Consider the following 25,774-nt stretch of genomic DNA (forward strand, 5'->3'; position numbering starts at 1 on the left):
ACGGCCAGTCACGAATTGATAGCCTGCGATGCTTTTTTTTCGGTTCCTACAACTGCAGGTACTCATCCAGTTCAAGGTTTTCCAGCAAAACCGCATCATGGGACGCCACTATCAGCGCCCCGCGAAACTGCCGGAGCATGCGCTCCAGGGCTGCCAGTGACGGCAGGTCAAGGTGGTTGCCGGGCTCATCCAGCAGCAACAGGTCAAGGGGGCGCTCGCGGTATAGGACGGCGGCCAGCGCTGCCTTCATCCGTTCGCCGCCGCTGAGCAGGCTGCTGGGCAGCTCGATACGGGCCGCATCCAGGCCCAGTTGTGCCAGGCGGCTGCGCAATTCGCCCTGGGCCAGCACCGGGTTGGCTTGCCGCAGGTGTTCAAGCACGCTGCTGTGGCCTGTCAGCGTGCTGCAGTGCTGGTCGAGCAGGGCAGTTTCGCCACTGCGGCGCAAATTGTCGGGTGATGCCGGTAATTCCCCGTTCAGCAGCCTCAGCAGCGTGGACTTGCCACTGCCATTGGCGCCGACCAGCCCCAGCCGCTGGCCCAGGCACAAGCGCAGGTCAAGCGGTTTGCGGGTGCCATGGGGCAAGCGAAGTGCCTGCAGGGCCAACACTTCGCGGCCGACATGACGCTGGGGCGTGGGGGCATGCAAGGTAATTGCAGTGGCTTGCTCGACCTCGCGGGCGGCGTCATGCACTTTGCCCAGCAGTGCTTGCCGGGCATCACGATGATCACGCCGCTGCTTGCCCGCCGTGGCCTGGCTGCGTTCCTGCTGGCGGTCGACCAGGATCTTGGCCTGGTTGGCATGCCTGGCTTGACGCCCGGCCCGGGCCTGATGGCGTTCCAGGTCTTCGCGCTGGCGCTGCAGTTCACGGGCCTGGCGTTGTTGCTCTTGCTTCAGCCGGGCAAGTTGCTGCTGGGCTTGCGCCACCTGGCTGGCTTTTTGTGCTGCATAGAAGCTGTAGTTGCCGCCATAGGCCTGCAACCCCAGGCTGGACAGTTCGACAATGCGTGCCATGTGCGCCAGCAGGCTGCGGTCGTGACTGATTACCAGCAAACCTCGGTCCCAGCCCTCGATCATGCTCAGCAGCTGGGCACGGGCGTCGCTGTCCAGGTGGTTGCTTGGTTCGTCGAGGATCATGTAGTCGGCACCGCTGAGCCATGCGCCTGCCAGCGCCACGCGCATGGCCTGGCCGCCGCTCAGGCTGCGTGCGGGCTGGTGCCAGTCAAGGTGACCCAGGCCGCTTCGCTGCAGGTGCATCTGCAATTGCTCGCGGATATCCCAGCGCTCGCCAACGGTGTCGAAATCCTGGGGGTTGATGCTGCCTTGCTCGATGCGCTCGAGCGCCGCAACCACCGCCCCCACCTGCGCCAGGTCGGCAAGTGTGGCGCTGCGCTCGATTACCTGCTGGTTCAGCAGATGGACAGGCCCACGGCGCCTGCACTGGCCGCTGCTCGGTGCACGCTGGCCGGCAAGAACCTGCCCTAGCAGGCTCTTGCCCACGCCATTGCGCCCGACCAGGCCGGTGCGCCGTTGGTCGAAGGTTTCGTTGAGGTCGGTAAACAGTACCCGGCCATCAGGCAAGGCCAAGGAGACGCTGTCCAGCGTCAGGATCGACGTGTTCGTCATGCACAACTCCACAAATGCCGCGACATCTCCGGAGCAAACCGGAGGCTGAAGACTGGCCGTCGAATGGACGGCGGCATTAATGGCGCATTGGACGAATACCTCGTACTGGCGGAGTGCGTAGCCTAACGGCCCGTTGGGGGCGGGTAAAGTACCGCCCGCCCTGTATGGGTTTTCTGCACTGGCCTCATCGCCGGCAAGCCAGCCCTCACAGGAACTGCGCTGCCTTCAGGCCGGCGCGGTCAAGGTGGGAACTGCGCTGGCTTCAGCCCGGCGCGGTGGGAGCTGCGCATGGCGTCAGGCCGGCGCGGTCAGGTGGGAGCTGGCTTGCCGGCGATGCGCCGCGTGAGCGGCGCCCGATCTTGACTGGCCCTGGGCTCAGCGCCCCGTCAAGCGCCTGGCCCAGTCGCCTCCGTGGCTCTGTTTGCAGGCCTCTTCGCTGTCAAACCGTACATGCCAGGCCGGGTGATCCAGTTGTATGCCGGCGTGGTCCAACGCCTGACGGGTCAGCGCAAGCATGCGTGCCTTTGCTTCACCCGCCACAGCAGCGACTTTCTCGGCCTCTTGGTCAAACACCCAAGTAATACGCAGGCTGGCCGGAAAGTTCTCAGGATCCAGGCGATGGGTGAGCCAGGTGAACCCAACGATTTCTGCCTTGGCGGTTTCACAGGCGTCCGTCAGGCACGCTACCAGGTCCCGCTCCAGGCGGGCCATTTCGCGTTTGCCCAGCGCCTTCACAGGTTGGCCTCCTCATCGATCTGCTGACAGAAGCGCAGGCGGTTGCCGAACGGGTCGCACACCTGCATCTGCAGGCCCCAGTCCAGGCGCTCGGCTTCGGGCCGGGCGTAACCGTACTGTTTGCCTTGGAGTTCATGCTCCAGCGCCCGCAGGTCGTCGAGGCGGGCAAACACTGTAGAGCCGGGGCAGGCATCCCCATGGTGCTCGGTAAGGTGCAGGATCAGGCCATCGCGGTGAATCTGCATGTACAACGGCAGGTCCGGGCTGAAGCGGTGCTCCCAGTCCAGGCTGAAACCGAGGAAATCCATGTAGAACTCCCTGGCCTTGTCGACCGAGAAGATGCGCAGTACCGGTATGGCGGGGGCGAGGGGCATGGGGCGTCCTTGACAGTGGGCAAAGTCGCCACTGTACCGCAGTGCCGCCAAGAGTTGTCGGCACGCCCCGCAGCAATGGTTGACCACCCGCCAGCCACTGCGTAGCCTTGCCACTTCGAGGTTCTTCGGCCAGGCCGAAGCTAAGACGGGAACGCGGTAAAAGCCGCGGCTGCCCCCGCAACTGTAAGCACCGACAACGGATCGACACAGCCACTGCGCCAACGCGCGGGAAGGCGTCATCCCGCCAGCCCGCGGTTCAACTGAACGGGGGATGGAACGGTGCAAGCCAGGAGACCTGCCTCGCAACGTTTTCGACTTTCAACCGGGCGGGGTGATCCGGTGGCGAACAAGCCCGGCCGGCCTGGCCCGCGGCTGTCGTCCTGCATGCCCGCGCCACTCTGCCAAGGGCAATGCGACATGAAAACACTGGCCAAGCTCCCCGTTACCATCGTTACCGGCTTCCTCGGCTCGGGCAAGACCACCTTGCTGCGCCACATGCTCGACAACGCCCAGGGCCGCCGCATTGCGGTCATCGTCAACGAATTCGGCGAACTGGGCATCGACGGCGAAATCCTCAAGCAGTGCAGCATCGGTTGCACCGAGGAAGAAGCCAGCGGCCGTGTCTATGAACTGGCCAACGGCTGCCTGTGCTGCACCGTGCAGGAAGAGTTCTTCCCGGTCATGCGCGAGCTGGTGGCTCGCCGCGGCGACCTGGACCACATCCTGATCGAAACCAGCGGCCTGGCCCTGCCCAAACCGCTGGTGCAAGCCTTCCAGTGGCCGGAAATCCGCAACGCCTGCACTGTCGACGCGGTCATCACCGTGGTCGACAGCCCGGCCGTGGCCGCCGGCACTTTTGCCGCCTACCCGGACCAGGTCGATGCCCAGCGCAAGCTCGACCCTAACCTGGACCACGAATCGCCACTGCATGAGCTGTTCGCCGATCAGCTGGCCAGCGCCGACCTGGTGGTACTGAACAAGGCCGACCTGATCGACGCCGAAGGCCTGGCCAAGGTCCGCGCCGAAGTGGCCGAAGAACTGCCGCCGGCAGTCAAGGTGGTCGAGGCCAGCAGCGGCAAGCTGCCACTGGAGGTGCTGCTGGGCGTGGGCGCCGAGTCCGAGGCACACATCGATGGCCGCCGCACCCACCACGATTCGCACCACGACGGCGATGATCATGACGACCATGATCACGACGCCTTCGATTCCATTTCCATCGACCTGCCAGAGGCTGACGAAAGCCTGCTGCTCGACGCCCTGACCCAGCTGGTGGTGGAGTTCGGCATCCTGCGCGCCAAAGGTTTCGCGGCCATCCCGGGCAAACCGATGCGCCTGCTGGTACAAGGCGTGGGTACGCGTTTCGACAAGCACTTCGACCGCGCCTGGCGTACCGACGAGCCGCGCATCACCCGCCTGGTGCTGATCGGCCAGGAACTGGACGCTGCCCAGCTGGAAGCGCGCCTGCGCCAGGCCTTGGGCGCCTGACCCGTGCACCTGCTGCGGACCCAGCCCGGCGGCTTCGTGCCGGACGACAGTATTGCCGATCTCGGCCAGACACCCGCCGAGCTGGTGATTCTCTGCAGCGGCGATTCGCACCTGGCGTTGCTCGCCGATACCGCCGAGCAATTGCCTGAAGGCTTCCCCAGCCTGCGCCTGGCCAACCCGATGCAGGTGCAGAACCACGCTTCGGTCGACCTGTATGTCGACCAGGTGCTGCGCCATGCCAAGGTCATCCTGGTGTCGCTGCACGGCGGCGTCGGCTACTGGCGCTATGGTGTCGAACAACTGGTCGAGCTGGCCGCCCGTGGCGTGCAGCTGATACTGGTGCCGGGCGATGATCGCCCGGACCCGGAGCTGACCCGCCTGGGCACCGTCACGGGCGACCAGGCCGAGCGCCTCTGGCACTACTTGCGTCAGGGCGGCAAGGCCAACGCCATCAACCTGTACTACTGCCTGGCCAACCAGTGGCTGGGCCGCGATTATGCCTGGGACGAGCCGCAACCTTTGCCGCGCACCGCTGTGTATCACCCGGCCAAGGGCAGTGTGGCACTGCAAGACTGGTACCCGCACTGGCACCCGGACTACCCGGTGGCGCCGCTGCTGTTCTACCGCTCCCACTTGCAGGCGGCCAACACCGCGTTCATCGACGTGTTCTGCCAGCGCCTGCAAGCCGCTGGCTTGAACCCGTTGCCGATTGCCGTGGCCAGCCTAAAGGAAAGCGCCTGCCTGGAGCAGGTCGAAGCCTGGCTGGACGAAGTCGGTGCCGAAGTGCTGGTCAATACCACCGGTTTTGCCCTGTCCAGCCCCGAACGGCCCAACCTGCGCCCGTTCCGCCGTGACATTCCGGTGCTGCAGGCCATCTGCGCGCAGGACAACCAGCCCGGCTGGGAAGCCAGCGAACAGGGGCTGGGTGCGCGCGACCTGGCCATGCACATCGCCTTGCCCGAACTGGACGGGCGCATCATTACCCGCCCGGTCAGTTTCAAGGACATGGCCTGGCGCAGCGAGCGCAGCCAGTCCGACGTGGTGTGCTACCGCGCCCACCCCGAGCGCATGGACTTCGTCGCCGAGCTGGCTCGCCGCTGGGTCGAGCTGGCGCGCCTGCCCAACGCCCAGAAACGCGTGGCCCTGGTAATGGCCAACTACCCGACCCGCGATGGCCGCATTGGCAACGGCGTTGGCCTGGACACGCCCGCTGCCGCACTGAACATTCTCAAGGCGCTGCAGACCGAAGGCTATCCGCTGGGCGATTTGCCGGACAGCGGCACGCAACTGATTCACCAGCTGCTCGGAGGCGTGACCAACGACCTTGACCACCTCGACCAGCGCCCTTGCGCCCAGAGCCTGAGCCTGGCCGACTACCAGGCCGCCTTCGAGCGCTTGCCCGAGGCCAATCGCCAGGCAGTGCTGGAGCGCTGGGGGCCGCCCGAGCAGGACCCGATGTACCGCAGCGGCCGGCTGATGGTGGCCGGCTTGCGCTTTGGCCTGACCTTCGTCGGCATCCAGCCCGCCCGGGGCTACCAGGTAGACCCCAGCGCGGTGTATCACGACCCCGACCTGGTGCCGCCGCACGGCTACCTGGCGTTCCACTTCTGGCTGCGCCACGCGTTCGCCGCCGACGCGGTGATCCACGTCGGCAAGCACGGCAACCTCGAATGGCTGCCCGGCAAGGGCGTCGGCTTGTCGGCGCAGTGCTGGCCGGACGCGCTGCTTGGCCCGCTGCCGAACATCTACCCGTTCATTGTCAACGACCCGGGCGAGGGCGCCCAGGCCAAGCGCCGTACCCAGGCGGTGATCATCGACCACTTGATGCCGCCGCTGACCCGTGCCGAAACCTACGGCCCGTTGCGCCACCTGGAGCAACTGGCCGACGAGTTCTACGAAGCGCAGCTACTCGACCCGCGGCGTGCCCGCGAGTTGCAGCGCGACATCCTCGAGCTGGTCAAGGTCAACCACATCGACCGTGAGCTGCAACTGGAAGGGCAGCTGGACGATGCCGCCGTCTGGCTGCCGCGCCTGGACACCTATCTGTGCGACCTGAAGGAATCGCAGATTCGCGATGGGCTGCACGTGTTTGGCCAATCGCCAGAAGGGCGGCTGCGCCTGGACACGCTGCTGGCGCTGTTGCGGGTCGAGCGTGGCGACGGTCGTGGCGGTAATGCCAGCCTGCTGCGGGCCTTGGCCAAGGCCTTGGTGCCAGGCTTTGACCCGCTCGATTGTGAGCTTGGGCTGCCCTGGCAGGGCGAACGCCCTGAGCAGCTTCTGGCCATGAGCAGTGAACCCTGGCGCACCTGTGGCGATACCCGCGAGCGCCTGGAGCTTTTGGCGCAGCAGGTGATCGAGCAAGCGCTGGGCGGCACCCTGCAGTTGCCTGAACCGAACGAATGGCAGCCGGTGCACGACGTGGTGCAGGCTTTGCGCGAAGCGGTGGCGCCCAGCCTGGATGCCTGCGGCACTGCTGAAATGAGTGGCCTGCTGGCGGCGCTGGCCGGGCGATTCGTGCCTGCCGGCCCCAGCGGTGCGCCCAGCCGTGGCCGCCTCGACGTGCTGCCCACCGGCCGCAACTTCTATACCGTGGATGTGCGCAACCTGCCCACTACCACAGCCTGGCGCCTGGGCTTCGCCTCGGCCAGCCTGATCCTCGAGCGCCACCTGCAGGACCATGGCGATCACCTGCGCCAGCTTGGCCTGTCGGTGTGGGGCACCGCGACCATGCGTACCGGCGGCGACGACATCGCCCAAGCCATGGCGCTGATGGGCGTGCGGCCGGTGTGGGCGACCGGCAGCCAACGCGTTGACGATTTTGAAATACTGCCGCTGAGCCTGCTCGACCGCCCGCGGGTAGATGTGACCTTGCGCGTTTCGGGCTTTTTCCGCGATGCCTTCGGCAACCTTATCCGCCTGTTCGATGCGGCCGTGCAGGCGGTGGCCGCGCTGGACGAGCCCGATGATCTCAACCCGTTGGCCGCCCGTGTACGCAGCGAGCGTGCCACGCTGCAAGCGCAAGGCGTAGACGCCGAGCAGGCCGCGCGCCAGGCAGGCTGGCGGGTGTTCGGCGCCAAACCCGGCGCGTATGGCGCGGGGGTGCAGAACGCTATCGACGGGCGCCTGTGGCACAGCCGCGACGATCTGGCCGAGGTCTACCTCAACCATGGTGGCTACGCCTACGGCGGCAGCGACGACGGCACCCCGGCCCGCACCCAGTTCGCCCAACGCCTGGCCAAAGTGCAGGCGGTGCTGCAGAACCAGGACAACCACGAACACGACCTGCTCGACTCGAACGATTACTACCAGTTCCAAGGTGGCATGCTGGCGGCGTCAGAAACCTTGTCCGGGGCGCCGGTGGCCAGCTACCACGGCGACCACAGTCAGGCAGACCGACCCCGCATCCGTACCCTCAAGGAAGAGCTGAACCGGGTGATCCGCGCCCGCGCGCTCAACCCCAAGTGGATAGACGGGGTCAAGCGCCACGGCTACAAGGGCGCCTTCGAGATGGCGGCGACGGTCGACAACCTGTTCGCCTTCGATGCCACCACCCACCTGATCGACGACCATCATTACCAAGGGCTGGCCGATGCCTACGTGCTCGACCCGGCTACCCGCGATTTCATGCGCGAGCACAACCCCGAGGCCCTGCGCGACCTTACCGAGCGCCTGCTGGAGGCCCAGCAGCGCGGGCTGTGGCAGGCGCCAGGCGACTACCGCGAAGCCCTTGAGGAACAACTGCTCGACGGCGAGGAACAGGCTTGAAATGAGTGAACCCGTGCAATTTCCGCTGGCCGCTGTGGTCGGTGCCGACGACCTGAAGCTGGCACTGTGCCTGACCGCCATCGACCCGAAAATCGGCGGAGTGCTGATCGAAGGGCCGCGTGGCATGGCCAAGAGCACCCTGGCCCGTGGCCTGGCCGACCTGCTTGGCGAAGGCCCGTTTGTCACCTTGCCACTGGGTGCCAGTGAAGAACGGCTGGTCGGCACCCTCGACCTGGATGCCGCGCTGGGGCAGGGCAAGGCGCAGTTTTCCCCGGGCGTGCTGGCCCAGGCCGACGGTGGCGTGCTGTATGTCGATGAGGTTAACCTGCTGCCCGACACGCTGGTCGACCTGTTGCTCGATGTGGCTGCCAGTGGCACCAACCGCATCGAGCGCGACGGCATCTCGCATCGGCACAGCGCCCGCTTCGTGCTGATTGGCACCATGAACCCGGAAGAGGGCGAGCTGCGCCCGCAGTTGCTCGACCGTTTTGGCCTGAACGTGGCCCTTGAGGGCCTGCCTGAGCCTGAGGCCCGTCAGCAGATCATTCGCCGGCGCCTGGCCTTCGACAGTGACCCGCAGGCTTTCTGCACGCAATGGGCTGCGGCCCAGGCGCAGTTGCGCGAGCGCTGCCAGGCGGCGCGCCATGCCCTGGCCGGTATTGCCCTGGATGACCAGGCGCTGGCCTGGATTACCGAGCGTTGCTACGCCGCCGGTGTCGACGGCTTGCGTGCCGATCTGGTGTGGTTGCGTGCTGCGCGCGCCCACTGCGCCTGGCGCGGTGCGGCGGCCATCGAAGAAGTGGATGTCGAAGCGGTGGCCGAGTTTGCCTTGCGCCATCGCCGCCGCGTTGCGCCCCAGGCCAACCCGCCGTCGGCGCCGCAGCCGCCTGACCAGCAGCCCGGCCAGCAAAGCGCTGGCAACGCGGGTGAACAGGGCGGGCAGGGCGACTGGGGGGCATTGCCGGCGCAACCTGTGGCCAGCGGCGCACGCCGCGAGGTACCGAACTGGGCAAAAAAGCCCTGAGCATCCCCCAGTCACCTGCAAAAGGGGCGGATGCCAAAGCGGGCGCAGGCAAGCAGAACGGCGCCAGCCGTGGCCGCGCGTGCAGTGCAGCAAGCGGCCGGGTGGCCTGGCTGCCGACCTTGCTCAAAGGGCGGCCACGGCTACGCCAGGACCTGTGCTGGCAACAACGCCAGGCCAAACCGGCAGAGTTGTGGCTGGTGATCGTCGACGCTTCGGCCTCGACCCGCCGCCATCAGGCGTTGGCACACACCAAAGGGCTGCTGGCGGCACTGTTCGACCAGGCCTACCGTCAGCGCGCCCGCCTGGCCTTGCTGACCGCCAGCGGACGCACACCGCAGTGGCAGCGCCATGGCCTGAAGGCTTCGGCGGCCTTGCAGCCGTGGCTGCAGGCATTGGGCGCCGGTGGCGGTACGCCGCTGATCGCGGCACTGGAACAGGCCCGGAATTGGCTACAGGCGCGCCAGCGCGCCCATCCGGATGAAGCGGTACGCTGCCTGGTGTTTACCGATGGTCGCCTTCAGCACTGGAACGCCTTACAACCCATGCCCTGTACAACATTGGTGGTGGATATGGAGTTGGCGCCGGTGCGTATTGGGCGCGCGCAACGCCTGGCCGAACAATTGCAGGCTGATTACCAGCACTTGCAGCAGTTCAAGGCGGTGGACTGAACAGCATGGATGCGACACTGTGTCGCAATAGTGGAAGTTGCCAGAACAGCAACTTTGCATTTGAGCAAGTGCGTGGCATTGCACGCACTTGGTTTGCCAGGCGATGTTACTTTGGCATTGACCACGGTTGCAGGTCGTAACCTTTTTCGCACAGTTCGGCGCGCACTTCTTCGATCAGGCTGGCCCACTGGGCAGGGTCGGAGTAGGTGCTCGAAGACACTCGCTTGCTGCCGATGCGGGTGTTGGTCCGGTCGATCACTGCCAGGCTCAGCTCACCAGTACCGTTGGGTGCATCCCAGGCTACGCACTGGAAAGGTTCGAAGGCGTGGTCGGCAATCAGCAGTGCTTCGTTGACACGGAGCGGGGCATTCATGGTTCGGTCTCTCTATGGTCCCAAACATCGAAGTGATTCCGCGTTGCTTTAAAGTCGCCTCAATGGTCGCGAAGTGCAGCGCGGGGTTATGTGTACTGATGCTCGTTGTCCGTGGGCAAGTCACACATCAGGTGTAAAATTTTTTGTCAGGCTTGAATCCGTTCTTCCCTGCGCCGCCATGTGATGTCGATAAAGTGCGAAAATTCCCGTGGCACTTTGTAAAAAAATGCGTCAGCAGACAGACGGTAGTGGGCACCGTCAACTTCGTTGCTACTGTTAAACGGGCGCCACAACTTGCTGTTTTACTTCATAAAACCTAAAACTGGCGCCAAGGAACGGTCATGCTGCAGCCTGCCGCCCAACGTCGTTTGCTCATCGTCGACCCCTGCGACGACTGCCACCAATTGTTGCCAGGCCTGAGTAGCGCAGGCTGGGATGTGGACAGTTGCGTGCTCGGTGCCGCGCTCGATCACCCTTGTGATGTCGGCTTGTTGCGCTTGCAGGCTTCGCACCTCAGGCACCCGGACGCGGTCAAGGACATGATCAAGCGCAGTAACACCGAATGGATCGCGGTGTTAAGCGCCGAACAGTTGCGCATGCCGGCCGTCGGCGATTTTGTCTGCGAATGGTTCTTCGACTTCCACACCCTGCCATTCGATGTCTCCCGCGTGCAGGTCACCCTTGGCCGGGCGTTCGGCATGGCGCGCCTGCGTGGCAAAGGGGCCGCCAAGGTGGACGACGCCACCCACGAACTGCTTGGCGAAAGCCGGCCGATCCGCGAGTTGCGCAAGTTGCTGGGCAAGTTGGCACCCACCGAGTCGCCTGTGCTGATCCGTGGTGAAAGCGGCACGGGCAAGGAACTGGTGGCTCGCACCCTGCACCGGCAGTCGCAACGCAGTGACCAGCCGTTCGTCGCCATCAACTGCGGGGCAATCCCCGAGCACCTGATCCAGTCCGAACTGTTCGGCCATGAGAAGGGCGCTTTCACCGGTGCCCATCAGCGCAAGACCGGGCGCATTGAAGCCGCCCACGGTGGCACGTTGTTTCTGGATGAAATTGGTGACTTGCCGCTTGAATTGCAGGCCAATCTGCTGCGTTTTCTACAAGAAAAGCACATCGAGCGGGTGGGCGGCAGCCAGCCGATTCCGGTGGATGCGCGGGTTCTGGCCGCCACCCACGTGGACCTGGAAAGAGCCATCGAACAGGGGCGTTTTCGCGAAGACCTGTATTACCGCCTGAACGTGTTGCAGGTGGTGACCGCGCCCCTGCGGGACCGACATGGTGACTTGTCGATGCTGGCCAGCCATTTTGCACATTTCTACAGCCTGGAAACCGGGCGCCGGCCGCGTTCATTCAGCGACCATGCCCTGGCGGCCATGGGCCGGCATGACTGGCCGGGCAATGTACGCGAGCTGGCCAACCGGGTGCGCCGCGGCCTGGTACTCGCCGAAGGCCGGCAGATCGAGGCGCAGGACTTGGGCCTGCAGACGTTGGACCCAGGGCAGCAGCCGCTGGGCACACTAGAGGAATACAAGCAGCGGGCCGAGCGCCAGGCCTTGTGCGATGTGCTTAACCGGCATAGCGATAACATGAGCGTAGCGGCGAAGGTGCTGGGGATCTCCCGGCCCACCTTCTACCGCTTGCTGCACAAGCATCAGATACGCTGACTGAACTGTCCGAGGGTCAGTGTGGCGCGCGCACGATGGTTTTCAGCAGGTCTTCCGGGCTGATGTGCCCCACCACCTGGGCCACCGCGCTGCCTGGGGTTGGCAGGTCGATGATGTGGCTTTTCATCTTGCCGACCACATGCATTTCGCACGGTTTGCAGTCGAACTTCAGGGTCAGCACTTCATCACCCTGAATCAGCTGCATCGGTGCCACCTTGGTGCGCACGCCGGTCACGCCCTTGGCCTGCTTGGGGCACAGGTTGAAGGAGAAGCGCAGGCAGTGCTTGGTGATCATCACCGGCACCTCACCGTGTTCTTCATGGGCCTCGTAGGCCGCGTCTATCAGCTGCACGCCATGGCGATGGTAGAAGTCGCGGGCCTTCTGGTTGTACACGTTGGCCAGGAAGGAAAGGTGCGACTCGGGGTACACCGGCGGCGGCGTGGTTTCGGCCTTGCGCCCGCCACGCGGGTGCGCCTTGATACGCGCCTCGGTCAGCGCCTCGATGGCTTCGCGGCGCAGGGCCTTGAGCTGCGAGTTGGGGATGAAGTACGCCTGCGGCGCGTCCAGTTCGATGCTGCTGGCGTGGTACATCGTGGTACCCAGCTGGCCGAGCAGGTCATGCAACTGGTCCAGGGCCTGCTGCGGCTTGTTGGCCTCGCCAAACGGGCCGTCCAGGGCCACCTGCACGCTGACGCCTTCCTCGCTGCTGAGGGTAAGCATCAAGCGCTGCTCGCGCAGTACAGCATGCCATTCCACACCAACCCGGCGCTCGGAAGAGGTGCGTTGCAGGGCCTGCTGCCAGTTGTGGTCGAGGTTGCGCGACAGCGGGTGGTTGGGCCGCAGCTTGTGCAGGCCTTCAGGCATTTCGTTGGGCTCGACGCGGTAGCGGTAGCGCTTCTGGCCGTCTTCCTCGAATTCGCCACGTGGTTCGGCGATGTTGGCGCGGAAACCCACCACTTCGCGTTTGACCAGCACATTCAGGCCGTCGCCGTTGGTCAGTGGCACCTCGGTAACCACTTGCATGTCACGCTTGCCGACCTTTTCCACCACACCCACCGGCAGGCCGGTGAAGGTTGGCGAGTCGAAGGCACCGATGTCGACCTTGCGGTCGGTCACGAAATAGTCGGTGCTGCCGCGGTGGAAGGTCTTGTCCGGGTCGGGCAAGAAGAAGTGTTCGGTCCGGCCGCTGGACGCACGGGCATATTCCGGGCGGCCTTCGAGGATGGCGTCGAGCTCTTTGCGGTAGTGGGCGGTGATGTTCTTCACATAGCCCATGTCCTTGTAGCGGCCCTCGATCTTGAACGAGCGCACGCCAGCATCCACCAGGTCGGCCAGGTTGGCGGTCTGGTTGTTGTCCTTCATCGACAGCAGGTGCTTCTCGAACGCTACCACGCGACCCTGGTCATCCTTCAGGGTGTAGGGCAGGCGGCAGGCTTGCGAACAGTCGCCACGGTTGGCGCTTCGGCCAGTCTGCGCGTGGGAGATGTTGCACTGGCCGGAGAATGCCACGCACAGCGCACCGTGGATGAAGAACTCGATGGCAGCGTCGGTTTCGGCGGCGATGGCGCGGATTTGCTGCAGGTTCAGCTCACGGGCCAGTACCAGCTGGGAGAAACCGGCCTGGTCGAGGAACTTGGCCCGTTCCAGGGTGCGGATGTCTGTCTGGGTGCTGGCGTGCAGCTCGATCGGCGGGATGTCCAGCTCCATCACCCCCAGGTCTTGCACGATCAGCGCGTCGACGCCGGCATCGTACAGCTGATGGATCAGCTTGCGCGCGGGTTCCAGCTCGTTGTCGTGCAGGATGGTGTTGATGGTGGTGAACACGCGCGCATGGTAGCGGCGGGCGAACTCGACCAGTTCGGCGATCTCGCCCACTTCGTTGCAGGCGTTATGGCGTGCGCCAAAGCTTGGGCCGCCGATGTAGATGGCGTCAGCGCCGTGCAGGATCGCTTCACGGGCGATGGCCACGTCACGGGCAGGGCTGAGCAGTTCCAGGTGATTCTTTGGAAGGGACATATCGTTATATTTTCGGGCTGCCACGGTTTAGGCGGGCATTGTAGCGGCGAAACGGGCTGGCGGCACCATCGGGGTGCCGGGAGGTGTGTTGCTTTTACCGGCCCTATCGCCGGCAAGCCAGCTCCCACAGAAATTGCATAGGGCTCGAGGCCGATGCGGTCGAGGTGGGAGCTGGCTTGCCGGCGATAGGGCCCTTGCAGGTAGCTCAGCGCTTGGCAGCCATCGCCGTGACTTCTACGCGCATGCCTTCAAATGCCAACGAAGCCACACCCACGGCCGCCCGCACCGGCCATGGCTTGCTGAAGAAGCGTTGGTACACCTCGTTGAACGCGGCGCGGTCGGCCATGTCGGTCAGGTAAATGGTCAGGTGCAGCACACGGTCCATGCCGCTGCCGGCCTTTTCCAGCGCTACTTTCAGCGCCTGCAGGGTGCATTCGCTTTGCTCGACGATGCCGCCGAGCTCCAGGCTGCCATCGGCGTGGGTCGGAATCTGGGTGGTGACCAGCACGCCGTTGAACTCGGCGACGTCGGACGAAATCGACTCGGCGTCCGGGTCCGGGGTGTAGATGATGTCTGCATGTGCCATGGTGTGTTTTGCCTTGCGACGGAAGGAAAACGGCAAGCCTACGCGAGCAGGCGGGTTGGGTCGAGGGCGCCCAGGTGTTTGAAATGCGCGGCGTTCGCCGTCAGAATCGCGCCCCATTGCAAAGCCAGGGGCACATTTTGAACGAACAGACTTTGTCCAGGCGCCTGGAGCGCGTGGCTGCACATGTGCCGCAGGGCGCCCGCTTGGCCGACATCGGCTCGGACCATGGTTATCTGCCGGTAGCGTTGATGCTGCGGGGGGTGATCGAGGCCGGGGTGGCGGGCGAGGTGGCGCAGACGCCGTTTGCCTCGGCGCAGCGCAATGTGCGCAGAAACGGCCTGCAAGACCGGTTAACCGTGCGCCTGGCCGATGGCCTGGCGGCGGTCGAACCGCAAGACCGCATCTCGGTGGTCAGCATCTGCGGCATGGGTGGCGACACCATGTGCGACATCCTCGAGGCCGGCAAGCAGCGCCTTGGCGGCGTCACGCGTTTGGTACTGCAGCCCAATGGCGGTGAGCGCGAGCTGCGCCAATGGCTGGCGGGCAATGGGTACCAGATTGTCAGCGAAGAGCTGCTGCGGGAAAACCGCTTCGACTACGAAATCATCGTCGCCGAGCCGGGCAGCGTGGTGTATAGCGCTGAACAGCTGTACTTCGGCCCGGTGTTGATGCAGGAGAAAAGCGAGGCATTTCTGGTCAAGTGGCGGCGCATGCTGCGCCAGAAGCAGCAGACCCTGGCCAATTTCCAACGGGCCCGCGATGCGGTGCCTCAGGCGAAAATCGACGATTTCAATCAGCAGGTGGGCTGGATCACCCAGGTACTCGCCTGACTCACTGCTGCGAGCAGTTGCCCATTTCGCGGTAGTCTATTTCGCGTTTCTGGCCCTGATGGTCGACGTACACCATGTGCGCAGTGCCAACCTGGCAGTCGGCAGCGTTGCTGGCCGGGGTGATGGAGATCACTTTGGCCACATCCAGCGGCATGCCGTACTCATAATTGCTGCTGGTTGGCTGCGTACTGCCCGCATCGGCAAAGGCTCCGAACGAGGCGAGGGTGGCGGCCGCAGCAAGGCCAGCGATCGAACGTTTCATGACAGGCTCCATTTCTTGAATGTATGACTAATGATGTATTCATTGGTCATCCACAATAAATGGGCCAGTCCGTGATAGATTCCTGCCTGTAACGCAAGAATAAGACTGAACAAGGAGCACACCCTCATGGACATGCTGCATGCCATGCGTACCTTCGCCCGTGTGGTGGAGTGTGGCAGCTTCGCTGCGGCCGCCAATGCGTTGGATATTTCCGCGGCACAGGTTTCGCGAATTGTTGCCGAGCTGGAGAACCAGCTGCAGACCCGCCTGCTGCACCGCACCACCCGGCGTCTGCGCATGAGCGAGGCGGGTGAGCGGTTTCTGGAGCGTGCGCGGCAGATCATGCTGCTGACCGAAGAGGCGGTGGGTGAAGCCCGCGGTGCGCACCTCACCCCTCGCGGCCATCTGCGCTTGCATTGCCCGCACGGCCTGGGCCTGTTGCTGATGCCGCTGGTGGCCGGCTACAACGCGTTGTGCCCGGAAGTGGTGATCGAGTTGACACTGTCCCAGCGCAATCCTGACCCGCTGGCCGAAGGGCATGACGTGGTGATCACCGTGGACGGTGCGCTGCCGGACTCCCAGCTGATTGCCGTCCCGCTTGGCAATATCTTCAGTATCCCGTGCGCGGCGCCCAGCTATCTGGAGCGGCATGGCGTGCCTGAGCGCCCCGAGGACCTGCATGCGCACCGCTGCCTGCGCATGGCGTATCCCATGTATGAAGGCGACTGGGTATTCCCCCAGGGGGTGGACCAGTGCGTGATCGCACCCAGTGACAACTTCTCCACCAACGTTGCCGACGCCATGCTGGTGGCCAGTGAATTGGGCATGGGCATCGGCCTGCTACCGTTCTATACGGCCAGCCAGTCGATCGAGCAAGGGCGTTTGTGCAGGCTGCTGGCGCCGTACCGTTTGCGCGAGAGTGCGCTGTATGCGATGTACCCGTCACGGCATTATCTGGACGCCAAGGTGCGGACGTGGATCGATTACCTCAAGGAGCAGTTGCCAGCGGTGTTCGAGGGGCATGCGCAGGTGGTAGATGATTCGCGGTACTGGCGCTGAATCGCAGATCGGCTTCCTTGTGGGAGCGGGCTTGTGTCGCGATTGGGCCGCAAAGCGGCCCCAGCGATTTCGGAGTGTGGAGCAGATCGTGGGGCCGCGTTGCGGCCCAATCGCGACACAAGGCCGCTCCCACAGACGGGGACCGCCGTACTACAGCGGGTAGTGCTTCAGCTCGCGTGCAATCAGCATGCGCTGGATCTCGCTCGACCCCTCATATATCTGCGTGATCCGCGCATCCCGGTAGTAGCGCTCCACCGGGTAATCCTCCAGGTAGCCATACCCGCCATGCACCTGGATCGCCATCGAGCACACCCGCTCGGCCATTTCCGAAGCGAATAATTTGGCCTGCGACGCCTCCGAGAGGCACGGCTTGCCAGCGCTGCGCAGGCGGGCGGCATGCAGGATCAGCAAACGTGCGGCGTTTACCTGTACCTGCATGTCGGCCAGCAGGTTGGCGATGCTCTGGTGCTCGTTGATCGGCTTGCCGAATTGCACCCTGTCGCGCGAGTAGACCAGCGCCGCCTCGAACGCCGCGCGGGCAATGCCCAACGCCTGGGCGGCGATGCCGATACGCCCGCCTTCAAGGTTGGACAGGGCGATGGCCAAGCCCTTGCCACGCTCGCCAAGGAGGTTGGCAGCGGGGATGCGGCAGTTGTCGAAGGTGACCGCGCAGGTGTCGGAGGCGCGGATACCCATCTTGTGCTCGCTGCGGTCTACCTTGAAGCCCGGGTTGTCGGTGGGCACCAGAAACGCCGAGAGGCCCTTCTTGCCCAGCTCTGGGTCGGTCACCGCGAAGACGATGGCCAGGCCGGCGCGGCGGGCGTTGCTGACGAACTGCTTGGCGCCATTGATTACCCACTCGCCGTTGACCAGCTCGGCACGGGTGCGCAGGTTGTGCGCCTCGGAGCCGGCCTGCGGCTCGGTCAGGCAGAAGCAGCCGATGACCTCGCCGCTGGCCAGGCGCGGTAGCCATTGCTGTTGTTGCTCGGCAGTACCGTAGGCCAGCAGCGGGCCGCAGCCTACCGAGTTGTGAATGCTCATCATCGCCCCGGTGGCGCCGCAGCCTGCGGCGATTTCTTCCACGGCCAGGGCGTAGGCAACGTAGTCGGTATAGCTGCCGCCGAAGTCCTCCGGCACCACCATGCCCAGCAGGCCCAGTTCGCCCATCTTGCGCACCACGCCGTCATCGATCCAGCCGGCCTTTTCCCAGGCCTGGGCGTGCGGGGCGATCTCGCCACGGGCAAAGTCCCGGGCCATGTCGCGGATCATGATCTGCTGTTCGCTCAGTTCCAGGTCTTGCATCTGTGTACTCCCGGGCTCACAGGCCTTCGAAGAATTGGTCAACCCGCTGCGGTTGCAGCGCGGCCAGGGTCGGCGGGTTCCAGCGAGGCTGTTTGTCCTTGTCGATGATCAGGGCGCGCACGCCTTCGATGATGTCGCCGTGCCGGAACCACTGGCGGTCCAGGTGCAGCTCCATGGCAAAGCAGTCTTCCAGCCCAAGGTGGCGACCGCGGCGCAACATCTCCAGGGTAACCGCCATGGCCAGCGGTGAGCGGCTTTCCAGCTGGTCGGCGGCGGCCACGGCCCAGGCATGGCTGTCACCGATACTGACCGCACGCAATTGCTCGACGATGGCTTGCAGGTTGGGCAGGGCGAAGAAGTGGTCGATGACCGGGCGCAGCTTTTCCAGTGGTGCATCTGCCAGCGCCTGGGTACCGAGCGTGGCCAGCAGGTTCTGCAGGTCCTTCAGCGGGTTGTCGCCAAAGTTCAGTTGGTTCAGGCCCTGGTCAAGGGCGGTGAGCTGGTCACTGGCCAGGTACCAGTCGGCCAGGCCGCAGTACAGGGCGTCGGCCGCCTGGATCTGGGTGCCGCTGACGCCCAGGTAGATGCCCAGTTCGCCGGGGATACGTGACAGGAAGTAGCTACCGCCTACATCGGGGAAGTAGCCGATACCGACTTCGGGCATGCCCAGCCGGCTGCGCTCGGTGACCACGCGCAGATCACAGCCCTGGGCCAGGCCCATGCCGCCGCCAAGGGTGAAGCCGTCCATCAGCACCAGCACGGGTTTGCGGTAGCGGTGGATGAGCAGGTCGAGGGCGTATTCCTCGACGAAGAAGGTTTCATGCAGCGTGTCGCCAGCTTTGAAACTGTCGTGCAGCGAGCGGATATCGCCCCCGGCACAAAAGCCCTTGGGGCCTTCGCCGCGCAGCACCACAGCGCGCACTTGCGGGTCCTCGGCCCACTGGTCGAGGTGCTGGCGCAGGCTACGGACCATGTCCAGGGTCAGGGCGTTGAGGCCGGCGGGGCGGTTCAGGGTCAGGTGGCCGACCTGGTTGCGGACCTCGGCCAGTACATGATCGGTTGCCGAGGTATTAGCTTGCGCAGTCATTGCGTTCTCCCTGCTTTGTTATTGATTTTCCAAGTGAAGTCTGGAGTTCGCTGGAGGATCGCAGGATCCTGGCATGCGAATTTACCTTGCACAATCGACAATTATGCAGGGGCATCGTGCATTTTTGCTTTAGGCCACTAATCCGGCGGGGCAATTCATTAACCTGAGCGTAACAAACACGCCAGCAGCTTGATTGATCCGCCAGGCAGCGCAGCCCTAAGGTGATCTCCACGACAGCGAACCTGTGGAGCCACCATGACAATAACTCAGAATCCACCGCCGCAATGGTCGCGGCGGCGCGCCGAAAAGCAGCGCCGCCTTGATCGGGTACGTCACCTCGCCGACGGCGTGGTGCTGCCCACCGAGCGTATCGTCGAAGCCCTCGAACTGCTGCTGGCCCCGGGCGACCGGGTGGTGCTGGAGGGCAACAACCAAAAGCAGGCCGACTTCCTTTCACGCTCGCTGGCCAAGGTCGACCCCGGGCGCCTGCACGACCTGCACATGATCATGCCCAGCGTGAGCCGCGCCGAGCACCTGGACCTGTTCGAGCGTGGCATCGCGCGCAAGCTCGACTTCTCCTTCGCCGGCCCGCAGAGCCTGCGCATCAGCCAGTTGCTGGAAGATGGGCTGCTCGAAGTCGGTGCCATCCACACCTATATCGAACTGTACTCGCGGCTGCTGGTCGACCTGATCCCCAACGTCACTCTGGTGGCCGGCTTCATGGCCGACCGTGACGGTAACCTGTACACCGGCCCCAGCACCGAGGACACCCCGGCACTGGTGGAGCCGGCCGCGTTCAGCGACGGTATCGTCATCGCCCAGGTCAACCAGCTGGTGGACCGCGTGGACGACCTGCCACGGGTCGACATCCCGGCGTCCTGGGTCGATTTCGTGGTGGTCGCCGACCAGCCCTTCTATATAGAACCGCTGTTCACCCGGGACCCGCGCCACATCAAGCCGGTGCATGTGCTGATGGCGATGATGGCCATTCGCGGCATCTACGAAAAACACCAGGTGCAGTCGCTGAACCATGGTATCGGCTTCAATACCGCCGCCATCGAGCTGATCTTGCCGACCTACGGCGAGTCGTTGGGCCTGAAGGGCAAGATTTGCCGCAACTGGACGCTCAACCCGCACCCGACCTTGATCCCGGCCATCGAGACTGGCTGGGTGCAAAGCGTGCATTGCTTCGGAACCGAGCTGGGCATGGAGGACTACATCGCCCAGCGCCCCGACGTGTTCTTCACTGGCCGCGATGGCTCGCTGCGTTCCAACCGCATGATGTGCCAACTGGCGGGGCAATACGCCGTCGACCTGTTCATCGGCGCCACCTTGCAAGTGGATGGCGATGGCCATTCCTCGACCGTGACCCGCGGCCGCCTGGCCGGCTTTGGCGGTGCGCCGAACATGGGCCACGACCCGCGTGGCCGGCGCCACGCTACCCCGGCCTGGCTCGACATGACCGTGCCGGAAACCCTGCTGGAGCGCGGGCGCAAGCTGGTGGTGCAAATGGTCGAGACCTACCAGGAAGGCGGCAAGCCCACTTTCGTGGAAACCCTCGATGCCGTGGAAGTGGCCAGGAAGGCCGGGATGCCGCTGGCGCCGGTGATGATTTACGGCGATGACGTCACCCACCTGCTGACCGAGGAGGGCATTGCCTACCTGTACAAGGCCCGCAGCCTGGAAGAACGCCAGCAGATGATTGCCGCCGTGGCCGGGGTTACCGCCGTCGGCCTGCGCCACGACCCGAAAGACACCCTGCGCATGCGCCAGCAAGGCCTGATCGCGTTGCCTGAGGACCTCGGCATCCGCCGCACCGACGCCAGCCGCGAGCTGCTGGCCGCGCGCAGCATTGCCGACCTGGTCGAGTGGTCCGGCGGCCTCTACAACCCGCCTGCCCGGTTCAGGAGCTGGTGATGAAAGCACTCTTTCTCGAGCCCCCCCAGGTTCCTGTGGGAGCGGGTTCACCCGCGAAGAGGCCAGCCCAGGCAACCGAAATCTCCCTGGCCGACCACCTCGCCGACCTGGCCGTTGAAGCCCTGATCGACGAAGCCGACCTGTCCCCCAAACCCGGGCTGGTCGACCGCCGCAGCAACGGCGCCCACAAAGACATGACCCTGACCTTGATGCACGCATCGGCCCTGGCCCTGTGGCCATGCCTGCGCAATATGGCTGAAGCCGCCCAGTCCATCGGCCAGGTTGGCCAACCCCTGCGCGCCACACTGGGCCAGCTCGGCCGTGAAGGCGAGGCCGCGATGCTTGCCGCCACCCACGGGGTAAACACCCACCGCGGCGCGATCTGGGCATTGGGCTTGCTGGTTGCATCCAAGGCCCTGGCCCCTCAGGTCGACGCCGCTACCCTGGCCGTGCGCGCCGGGCGTATAGCCCTGTTCGACGACCCGGCCATGCCGCACCAGCACAGCCATGGCTTGCAGGTCCGCCACCGCTACGGCACCGGCGGCGCCCGCGAACAGGCACAGCAAGGCTTCCCCGCCGTCATCGGCCACGGCCTGCCACAGCTGCAGCGCAGCCGCGCCGCCGGTGCCAGCGAGCAGCACGCCCGGCTCGACGCGTTACTGGCGATCATGGGCGTGCTCAGCGACACCTGCGTGCTCTGGCGCAGCGGCCCGGCCGGGCTGGCTGCCGTCCAGCAAGGTGCCCACGCCGTACTTGCCGAAGGCGGCAGCGCCACACTGGCGGGGCGCCGGCAACTGCGCCAGCTGGACCGGCAACTGCTGCACCTGAACGCCTCACCGGGCGGCGCCGCCGACTTGCTGGCCGCCTGCCTGTTCCTCGACAAAGCCGGGAGCTTGTGACATGGAAACCCTGAATTTTCAATTCCCCGCCGCCGAACCGGGCCGCGGCCGGACGCTGGTGGGCTGCGTCAGCTCCGGCGACCTCGAAGTGCTGATCGAGCCCGGCACTGCCGGCAACCTGCACATCCAGGTAGTGACTTCGGTCAACGGCAGCGGCGCCCGTTGGGCGCAACTGTTGCAGCGCCTGTTCGAGGGCCGTGCGTGGCCGGCCGTGAACATCGACATCCATGATTTCGGCGCCACCCCAGGCGTGGTGCGCCTGCGCCTGGAGCAAGGCTTCGAGGAGATTGCCCATGACTGACACCGAACGCTTGCTGCGCAGCCGCAGCTTTGTCGAACTGGGCGCCCGCCAGCGCGCCCGCGCCGTGCTTGACCCGGGCAGCTTCCGTGAACTGCTGGGCCCGTTCGACCGGCTGATGTCGCCGTGGTTGCCGCGCCAGGGCATCGTGCCGCAGGCCGATGATGGTGTGGTTATCGCCAAGGGCCGGCTGAACGGGCGCCATGCCGTGGTCGCCGCCATCGAAGGCGGCTTCCAGGGGGGCAGCATGGGCGAGGTGGGTGGGGCCAAAATCGCGGGTGCCCTGGAACTGGCCATCGAAGATAACCGCAATGGCATCCCCACATGCGCCGTGTTGCTGCTGGAAACCGGCGGTGTGCGCCTGCAGGAAGCCAACCTCGGCCTGGCGGCGATTGCCGAAATCCAGGCGGCCATTGTCGAGCTGCGGGCCTTGCAGCCGGTGATCGGCCTGATCGCAGGTTCGGTGGGCTGCTTTGGCGGCATGTCCATTGCCGCGGGCCTGTGCAGCCACCTGCTGGTTACCCGCGAAGCGCGCCTGGGCCTGAACGGCCCGCAGGTGATCGAACAGGAGGCCGGCATCGGCGAATACGACGCCAAGGACCGCCCCTTCATCTGGAGCCTGACCGGTGGCGAACAACGCCACGCCAGCGGGTTGGTGGACGGCTACGTGGCCGATGACATCGATGCGCTGCGCGAACGCTTGCTGCAACTGCTGGACGCACCCTCCAAAGACCGCGCCAGCCAGCACGCCTGGTTCCTCGACCGCCTGGCCCGGCTGGGCGATGACTGCCCGCAACTGGATGCCGCCGCCGTGCGCGCCCTTTACCAAGGAGAAGCCCAATGAACCGTGCCTTGAACTGGCTGCCGGGCCTGGCCGGCGGGCAAACCTTGCCGGGCTACCCCGCGTCGCTGCGGGTGATTGACGGCGAACTGGACAACCGCCTGGCGCGCTTCATCGCCGTGGTGCCCGATGCCGACAACCCATTCCCCCGTGCCCGCTCGGGTGAAGTCGGCCTGCTTGAAGGCTGGGGCCTGGCCAAGGCGGTGAGCGAGGCGGTGGAGGCTGACCGTAACGGCCAGAAGCGTGCCATTGTCGCGGTTATCGATGTGCCCAGCCAGGCCTATGGCCGCCGCGAGGAAGCGTTGGGCATTTACCAGGCATTGGCCGGTGCCGTGCAGGCCTACGCCGAGGCGCGGTTGGCCGGGCACCCGGTGATCGGTCTGCTGGTTGGCAAGGCCATGTCCGGCGCCTTCCTGGCCCACGGCTACCAGGCCCAGCGGCTGATTGCCCTGGACGACACGGGGGTCATGGTGCACGCCATGGGCAAGGCGGCTGCGGCGCGGATTACCCTGCGCAGCGTCGAGCAACTGGAGGCGTTGGCCGCCGAAGTACCGCCCATGGCCTACGACCTGGCCAGCTACGCCTCGCTGGGCCTGCTGTGGCGCCGCCTGACTGTAGACAACGCCCAGGCACCGAGCGCCGCCGACATTGCCCAGGTGCGTGCCTGCCTGGCAGAAGCGGTGCGCGATATTGGTAGCACCACCGACCTGTCGTCGCGGCTGGCGGGGGAAAACCGCAGTGCCTCGCGCCAGGTACGCGAACAGCTGCGCCGCCAGTGGCAGGGCGCCTGAGATGAACTCGCCAAGGCCGCACGACCTGCTGTGGGGGATGCCCGTGTCGGGCTTGCCCGCCGATGCGCCGCAGTGGGCACAGGACGTACTGGCAAGCGGTCGACCGGTGGTGGTGCGCCGTGCCTCTTGTGAGGATGGCTGGGTAGCGGTTGGGGTACGTGGTCAGGGCCGGGCGCAGCGCTTGGGTGCGTTGATGCGCCTGGCCGATGTCCAGCGTCAGCAAGGCCCCGAAGTGCTGCGGGTGCACGTACAAAGCCCATGGCCTGCGCTACAGGCACTGGCCTCGGTCACCCCGGTATTGCAGGCCAGCGACCTAGCCTGGGGGCCGACGGGCGGGGTGGGGTACCAGATTGCGACCGGCATTGAAGTGGTACATGCCGACAGTGACCTGGACCTGCTGCTGCGCACACCGCAACCGCTTGCCCGCGCCCAGGCGCGAGAGCTGCTGGATATCCTCGACTGCGCGCCGTGCCGTATCGATGTGCAGCTGGAAACTCCGGCAGGTGCCATTGCCTTATGCGAATGGGCCGGTTTTGCCCGCCGTGTGCTGCTCAAGTCGCCCCATGGCCCGCGCCTGGTCAGCGACCCTTGGGCAATGATGGAGCGTGCCGCATGAGCAGCCTGTTCGCCTTTCCCGGCCAGGGCGCCCAGCAGGTGGGCATGCTACAGCGCTTGCCTGAGGGCGCCGGGCAGCTGCTGGAGGAAGCCAGCGATACCCTCGGCCAAGCCGCGCTGGCACTGGACAGCCGGGAAGCGCTGCAGTCTACCCGCGCTGTTCAGCTGTGCCTGCTGCTGAGCGGTGTGGCCTGGGCACGCTGGCTGATGCAGCGCAGCCCAGCGCCGGATTATGTGGCGGGGTTGTCGATTGGCGCCTATCCCGCAGCGGTTACGGCTGGCGCCCTGGGGTTTGCCGATGCCGTGCGCCTGGTCGCCCTGCGTGGCGAGCTGATGCAGTGCGCCTACCCGCAAGGCTACGGCATGACCGCACTCAGCGGCCTGGACCTGGCAAGTGTCGAGCGTTTGCTGAGCGAGGTGGAGGGCGAGGTGTTCGTCGCCAACCTCAACAGCGAAAACCAGATCGTCATCGCCGGTAGCGATACGGCGATGGCTGCGGTCGCCGCCAGGGCTCGCCGTCAAGGCCAGGGCGTGGCCCGACGCCTGGCAGTCAGCGTGCCGTCGCATTGCCCGTTGCTGGATGGCCCGGCAGCGGAACTGGCCAGTGCCTTCGCCACGGTTGAGTTACACCGCCCACGCATTACCTACCTCAGCGCCAGCAGCGCGCGCCCGGTGTTCGACCCGCAGCGTCTGCGCGACGACCTGGCGGGCAACATGGCCAGGGTGGTCGACTGGCGCGCCACGTTGCGCAACGCCTTTGAGCGTGGCGTGCGCCTGCATCTGGAAATACCACCCGGCAGCGTGCTCAGCGGGCTGGCCCGGGCAGTGTTCGAACAGGGCAGGGTGGTGGCCGTGGAGGGTACACGGTGGGACACCCTGGACGCGCTGCTGCGCCAGGAGGTGGCTGACGACCGATGATGTCAGTCGGCAGACGCTGTCATTCTGGGAGCTGTCCTGTTTTGGATCTGGAAGCTTGTGCGACCCCTGTGGGAGCGGGCAAGCCCGTGCCATGCACCGAGGCGCCTGCTTCGCGGGCACGCCCGCTCCCACAATGACCGTGCAGGCCGCATCAATGTGTGTTTACGAAGAACAACAACAAGCAACTTCGACACTACCTGAGGACAACAATAATGATCATCTATGGTGTGGCACTGCTGGCGGTCTGCACGCTTGCCGGCGTTATCGTCGGCGACTTCCTGGGCGTGTTGCTGGGCGTCAAATCCAATGTGGGCGGGGTCGGCATCGCCATGATCCTGCTGATCTGCGCGCGGCTGTACATGCATCGCAACGGTGGCATGAGCAAGGAGTGCGAGTTTGGCGTGGGCTTCTGGGGCGCCATGTATATCCCGGTAGTGGTGGCCATGGCCGCCCAGCAGAACGTGGTCACGGCCCTGCACGGCGGGCCGGTAGCGCTGCTGGCGGCAGTGGGCGCGGTGCTGGTGTGCGGCGCGACCATCGCCCTGATCAGCCGCAGCCACCGTGGCGAGCCTTTGCCTGCCCTTGAACCCACCCCCGAAGCCCGCGCGCAGGTTGCCCCTGCAGGAGGTCGTTGAAC

General features: G+C 65.3%; 24 protein-coding genes and 1 riboswitch. Of the genes, 15 read left to right on the top strand and 9 right to left on the bottom strand.

Annotation, left to right across the window (positions count from 1 at the left end; genetic code table 11):
* Positions 1–46: 46 nt before the first annotated feature.
* From E8E78_RS05380 to E8E78_RS05390, 3 genes are all read right to left on the bottom strand, one after another.
* The gene (locus tag E8E78_RS05380) at positions 47–1,624 is read right to left on the bottom strand and encodes an ATP-binding cassette domain-containing protein (RefSeq protein ID WP_059395375.1); all 1,578 of its coding nucleotides are present in this window, start codon (positions 1,622–1,624) and stop codon (positions 47–49) included.
* A 375-nt stretch (positions 1,625–1,999) separates the two neighbouring features.
* Positions 2,000–2,359 (bottom strand): hypothetical protein, encoded by a 360-nt coding sequence (locus E8E78_RS05385; protein ID WP_049277463.1) that lies wholly within the window; start codon positions 2,357–2,359, stop codon positions 2,000–2,002.
* Positions 2,356–2,733, bottom strand: coding sequence for a glyoxalase superfamily protein (locus E8E78_RS05390; protein ID WP_049277460.1), 378 nt, complete (start codon positions 2,731–2,733; stop codon positions 2,356–2,358). Before E8E78_RS05390 ends, E8E78_RS05385 begins: the two co-directional genes overlap by 4 nt.
* Positions 2,734–2,834: 101 nt before the next feature.
* Positions 2,835–3,051: riboswitch (cobalamin riboswitch) on the top strand.
* A 99-nt stretch (positions 3,052–3,150) separates the two neighbouring features.
* On the opposite strand from E8E78_RS05390, the gene cobW reads away from it, so the two are divergent.
* The 4 genes from cobW to E8E78_RS05410 all read left to right on the top strand — a co-directional run bounded on the left by cobW (position 3,151) and on the right by E8E78_RS05410 (position 9,675).
* Entirely contained in the window at positions 3,151–4,218 is a 1,068-nt protein-coding gene (cobW, locus tag E8E78_RS05395) for a cobalamin biosynthesis protein CobW (protein ID WP_049277459.1), read from the top strand.
* 3 nt (positions 4,219–4,221) lie between these two features.
* The gene (gene cobN / locus E8E78_RS05400; RefSeq protein ID WP_061204116.1) at positions 4,222–7,983 is read left to right on the top strand and encodes a cobaltochelatase subunit CobN; all 3,762 of its coding nucleotides are present in this window, start codon (positions 4,222–4,224) and stop codon (positions 7,981–7,983) included.
* A gap of 1 nt (position 7,984) precedes the next feature.
* On the top strand, positions 7,985–9,007 hold the full coding sequence (locus E8E78_RS05405) for an AAA family ATPase (RefSeq protein WP_016499411.1): 1,023 nt from the start codon (positions 7,985–7,987) through the stop codon (positions 9,005–9,007).
* A 101-nt stretch (positions 9,008–9,108) separates the two neighbouring features.
* Positions 9,109–9,675, top strand: coding sequence for a VWA domain-containing protein (locus E8E78_RS05410; RefSeq protein ID WP_049275019.1), 567 nt, complete (start codon positions 9,109–9,111; stop codon positions 9,673–9,675).
* 106 nt (positions 9,676–9,781) lie between these two features.
* Here the strand turns inward: E8E78_RS05410 and E8E78_RS05415 are convergent, their stop codons facing one another.
* Positions 9,782–10,048, bottom strand: a complete 267-nt coding sequence (locus E8E78_RS05415) for a hypothetical protein (protein ID WP_016499413.1) — start codon at positions 10,046–10,048, stop codon at positions 9,782–9,784.
* Positions 10,049–10,389: 341 nt separating this feature from the next.
* Here E8E78_RS05415 and E8E78_RS05420 point away from each other — a divergent pair, with 341 nt between their 5' ends.
* A complete protein-coding gene (locus tag E8E78_RS05420) occupies positions 10,390–11,715 on the top strand; it encodes a sigma 54-interacting transcriptional regulator (protein WP_016499414.1) in 1,326 nt (441 codons plus the stop codon).
* Between the two features lie 16 nt (positions 11,716–11,731).
* Here the strand turns inward: E8E78_RS05420 and E8E78_RS05425 are convergent, their stop codons facing one another.
* Positions 11,732–13,732, bottom strand: coding sequence for a U32 family peptidase (locus E8E78_RS05425; RefSeq protein WP_016499415.1), 2,001 nt, complete (start codon positions 13,730–13,732; stop codon positions 11,732–11,734).
* Between the two features lie 205 nt (positions 13,733–13,937).
* Positions 13,938–14,318 carry a RidA family protein gene (locus tag E8E78_RS05430; RefSeq protein ID WP_016499416.1) on the bottom strand — a complete coding sequence of 127 codons (381 nt, stop codon included), beginning with the start codon at positions 14,316–14,318 and terminating at the stop codon, positions 13,938–13,940.
* A 137-nt stretch (positions 14,319–14,455) separates the two neighbouring features.
* Here E8E78_RS05430 and E8E78_RS05435 point away from each other — a divergent pair, with 137 nt between their 5' ends.
* The gene (locus E8E78_RS05435) at positions 14,456–15,148 is read left to right on the top strand and encodes a tRNA (adenine(22)-N(1))-methyltransferase TrmK (RefSeq protein ID WP_049275020.1); all 693 of its coding nucleotides are present in this window, start codon (positions 14,456–14,458) and stop codon (positions 15,146–15,148) included.
* A gap of 1 nt (position 15,149) precedes the next feature.
* Here E8E78_RS05435 and E8E78_RS05440 read toward each other — a convergent pair whose 3' ends face one another.
* The gene (locus tag E8E78_RS05440) at positions 15,150–15,410 is read right to left on the bottom strand and encodes a DUF2790 domain-containing protein (RefSeq protein ID WP_049275009.1); all 261 of its coding nucleotides are present in this window, start codon (positions 15,408–15,410) and stop codon (positions 15,150–15,152) included.
* A gap of 126 nt (positions 15,411–15,536) precedes the next feature.
* Between E8E78_RS05440 and E8E78_RS05445 the strand changes: the two genes are divergently transcribed.
* Positions 15,537–16,469 (top strand): LysR family transcriptional regulator, encoded by a 933-nt coding sequence (locus tag E8E78_RS05445; RefSeq protein ID WP_016499436.1) that lies wholly within the window; start codon positions 15,537–15,539, stop codon positions 16,467–16,469.
* A gap of 150 nt (positions 16,470–16,619) precedes the next feature.
* Here E8E78_RS05445 and E8E78_RS05450 read toward each other — a convergent pair whose 3' ends face one another.
* Positions 16,620–17,771 carry an acyl-CoA dehydrogenase family protein gene (locus tag E8E78_RS05450; RefSeq protein ID WP_151326264.1) on the bottom strand — a complete coding sequence of 384 codons (1,152 nt, stop codon included), beginning with the start codon at positions 17,769–17,771 and terminating at the stop codon, positions 16,620–16,622.
* Positions 17,772–17,787: 16 nt separating this feature from the next.
* Positions 17,788–18,858 (bottom strand): enoyl-CoA hydratase/isomerase family protein, encoded by a 1,071-nt coding sequence (locus E8E78_RS05455; protein ID WP_016499438.1) that lies wholly within the window; start codon positions 18,856–18,858, stop codon positions 17,788–17,790.
* 255 nt (positions 18,859–19,113) lie between these two features.
* Here E8E78_RS05455 and mdcA point away from each other — a divergent pair, with 255 nt between their 5' ends.
* The 8 genes from mdcA (at position 19,114) to madL (ending at position 25,772) form a co-directional block, all read left to right on the top strand.
* Positions 19,114–20,775, top strand: a complete 1,662-nt coding sequence (gene mdcA, locus E8E78_RS05460; RefSeq protein ID WP_049275012.1) for a malonate decarboxylase subunit alpha — start codon at positions 19,114–19,116, stop codon at positions 20,773–20,775.
* Positions 20,775–21,674 (top strand): triphosphoribosyl-dephospho-CoA synthase, encoded by a 900-nt coding sequence (locus tag E8E78_RS05465; RefSeq protein WP_049275013.1) that lies wholly within the window; start codon positions 20,775–20,777, stop codon positions 21,672–21,674. The genes mdcA and E8E78_RS05465 overlap by 1 nt, the downstream gene beginning before the upstream one ends.
* A 1-nt stretch (position 21,675) precedes the next feature.
* Positions 21,676–21,975, top strand: a complete 300-nt coding sequence (locus tag E8E78_RS05470; RefSeq protein WP_016499441.1) for a malonate decarboxylase subunit delta — start codon at positions 21,676–21,678, stop codon at positions 21,973–21,975.
* On the top strand, positions 21,968–22,816 hold the full coding sequence (locus tag E8E78_RS05475) for a biotin-independent malonate decarboxylase subunit beta (protein WP_049275015.1): 849 nt from the start codon (positions 21,968–21,970) through the stop codon (positions 22,814–22,816). Before E8E78_RS05470 ends, E8E78_RS05475 begins: the two co-directional genes overlap by 8 nt.
* Complete coding sequence (gene mdcE, locus E8E78_RS05480; RefSeq protein WP_016499443.1) at positions 22,813–23,604, top strand: biotin-independent malonate decarboxylase subunit gamma; 792 nt, start codon at positions 22,813–22,815, stop codon at positions 23,602–23,604. Before E8E78_RS05475 ends, mdcE begins: the two co-directional genes overlap by 4 nt.
* 1 nt (position 23,605) lies before the next feature.
* Positions 23,606–24,220, top strand: a complete 615-nt coding sequence (locus tag E8E78_RS05485) for a malonate decarboxylase holo-ACP synthase (RefSeq protein WP_049275016.1) — start codon at positions 23,606–23,608, stop codon at positions 24,218–24,220.
* On the top strand, positions 24,217–25,137 hold the full coding sequence (mdcH, locus tag E8E78_RS05490) for a malonate decarboxylase subunit epsilon (protein WP_049275017.1): 921 nt from the start codon (positions 24,217–24,219) through the stop codon (positions 25,135–25,137). Before E8E78_RS05485 ends, mdcH begins: the two co-directional genes overlap by 4 nt.
* 212 nt (positions 25,138–25,349) lie before the next feature.
* Entirely contained in the window at positions 25,350–25,772 is a 423-nt protein-coding gene (gene madL, locus E8E78_RS05495; protein WP_016499446.1) for a malonate transporter subunit MadL, read from the top strand.
* Positions 25,773–25,774: the final 2 nt, after the last annotated feature.

This window comes from Pseudomonas sp. BN505, from assembly GCF_029873175.1.
Lineage (GTDB): Bacteria > Pseudomonadota > Gammaproteobacteria > Pseudomonadales > Pseudomonadaceae > Aquipseudomonas > Aquipseudomonas putida.

Bases quoted from the DNA above. Each gene is read 5' to 3' on its own strand.
- E8E78_RS05380 (WP_059395375.1), bottom strand. From the start codon at position 1,624: ATGACGAACACGTCGATCCTGACGCTGGACAGCGTCTCCTTGGCCTTG.
- E8E78_RS05390 (WP_049277460.1), bottom strand. From the start codon at position 2,733: ATGCCCCTCGCCCCCGCCATACCGGTACTGCGCATCTTCTCGGTCGAC.
- cobW (WP_049277459.1), top strand. From the start codon at position 3,151: ATGAAAACACTGGCCAAGCTCCCCGTTACCATCGTTACCGGCTTCCTC.
- E8E78_RS05405 (WP_016499411.1), top strand. From the start codon at position 7,985: ATGAGTGAACCCGTGCAATTTCCGCTGGCCGCTGTGGTCGGTGCCGAC.
- E8E78_RS05415 (WP_016499413.1), bottom strand. From the start codon at position 10,048: ATGAATGCCCCGCTCCGTGTCAACGAAGCACTGCTGATTGCCGACCAC.
- E8E78_RS05420 (WP_016499414.1), top strand. From the start codon at position 10,390: ATGCTGCAGCCTGCCGCCCAACGTCGTTTGCTCATCGTCGACCCCTGC.
- E8E78_RS05425 (WP_016499415.1), bottom strand. From the start codon at position 13,732: ATGTCCCTTCCAAAGAATCACCTGGAACTGCTCAGCCCTGCCCGTGAC.
- E8E78_RS05430 (WP_016499416.1), bottom strand. From the start codon at position 14,318: ATGGCACATGCAGACATCATCTACACCCCGGACCCGGACGCCGAGTCG.
- E8E78_RS05440 (WP_049275009.1), bottom strand. From the start codon at position 15,410: ATGAAACGTTCGATCGCTGGCCTTGCTGCGGCCGCCACCCTCGCCTCG.
- E8E78_RS05445 (WP_016499436.1), top strand. From the start codon at position 15,537: ATGGACATGCTGCATGCCATGCGTACCTTCGCCCGTGTGGTGGAGTGT.
- E8E78_RS05450 (WP_151326264.1), bottom strand. From the start codon at position 17,771: ATGCAAGACCTGGAACTGAGCGAACAGCAGATCATGATCCGCGACATG.
- E8E78_RS05455 (WP_016499438.1), bottom strand. From the start codon at position 18,858: ATGACTGCGCAAGCTAATACCTCGGCAACCGATCATGTACTGGCCGAG.
- mdcA (WP_049275012.1), top strand. From the start codon at position 19,114: ATGACAATAACTCAGAATCCACCGCCGCAATGGTCGCGGCGGCGCGCC.
- E8E78_RS05465 (WP_049275013.1), top strand. From the start codon at position 20,775: ATGAAAGCACTCTTTCTCGAGCCCCCCCAGGTTCCTGTGGGAGCGGGT.
- E8E78_RS05470 (WP_016499441.1), top strand. From the start codon at position 21,676: ATGGAAACCCTGAATTTTCAATTCCCCGCCGCCGAACCGGGCCGCGGC.
- E8E78_RS05475 (WP_049275015.1), top strand. From the start codon at position 21,968: ATGACTGACACCGAACGCTTGCTGCGCAGCCGCAGCTTTGTCGAACTG.
- mdcE (WP_016499443.1), top strand. From the start codon at position 22,813: ATGAACCGTGCCTTGAACTGGCTGCCGGGCCTGGCCGGCGGGCAAACC.
- E8E78_RS05485 (WP_049275016.1), top strand. From the start codon at position 23,606: ATGAACTCGCCAAGGCCGCACGACCTGCTGTGGGGGATGCCCGTGTCG.
- mdcH (WP_049275017.1), top strand. From the start codon at position 24,217: ATGAGCAGCCTGTTCGCCTTTCCCGGCCAGGGCGCCCAGCAGGTGGGC.
- madL (WP_016499446.1), top strand. From the start codon at position 25,350: ATGATCATCTATGGTGTGGCACTGCTGGCGGTCTGCACGCTTGCCGGC.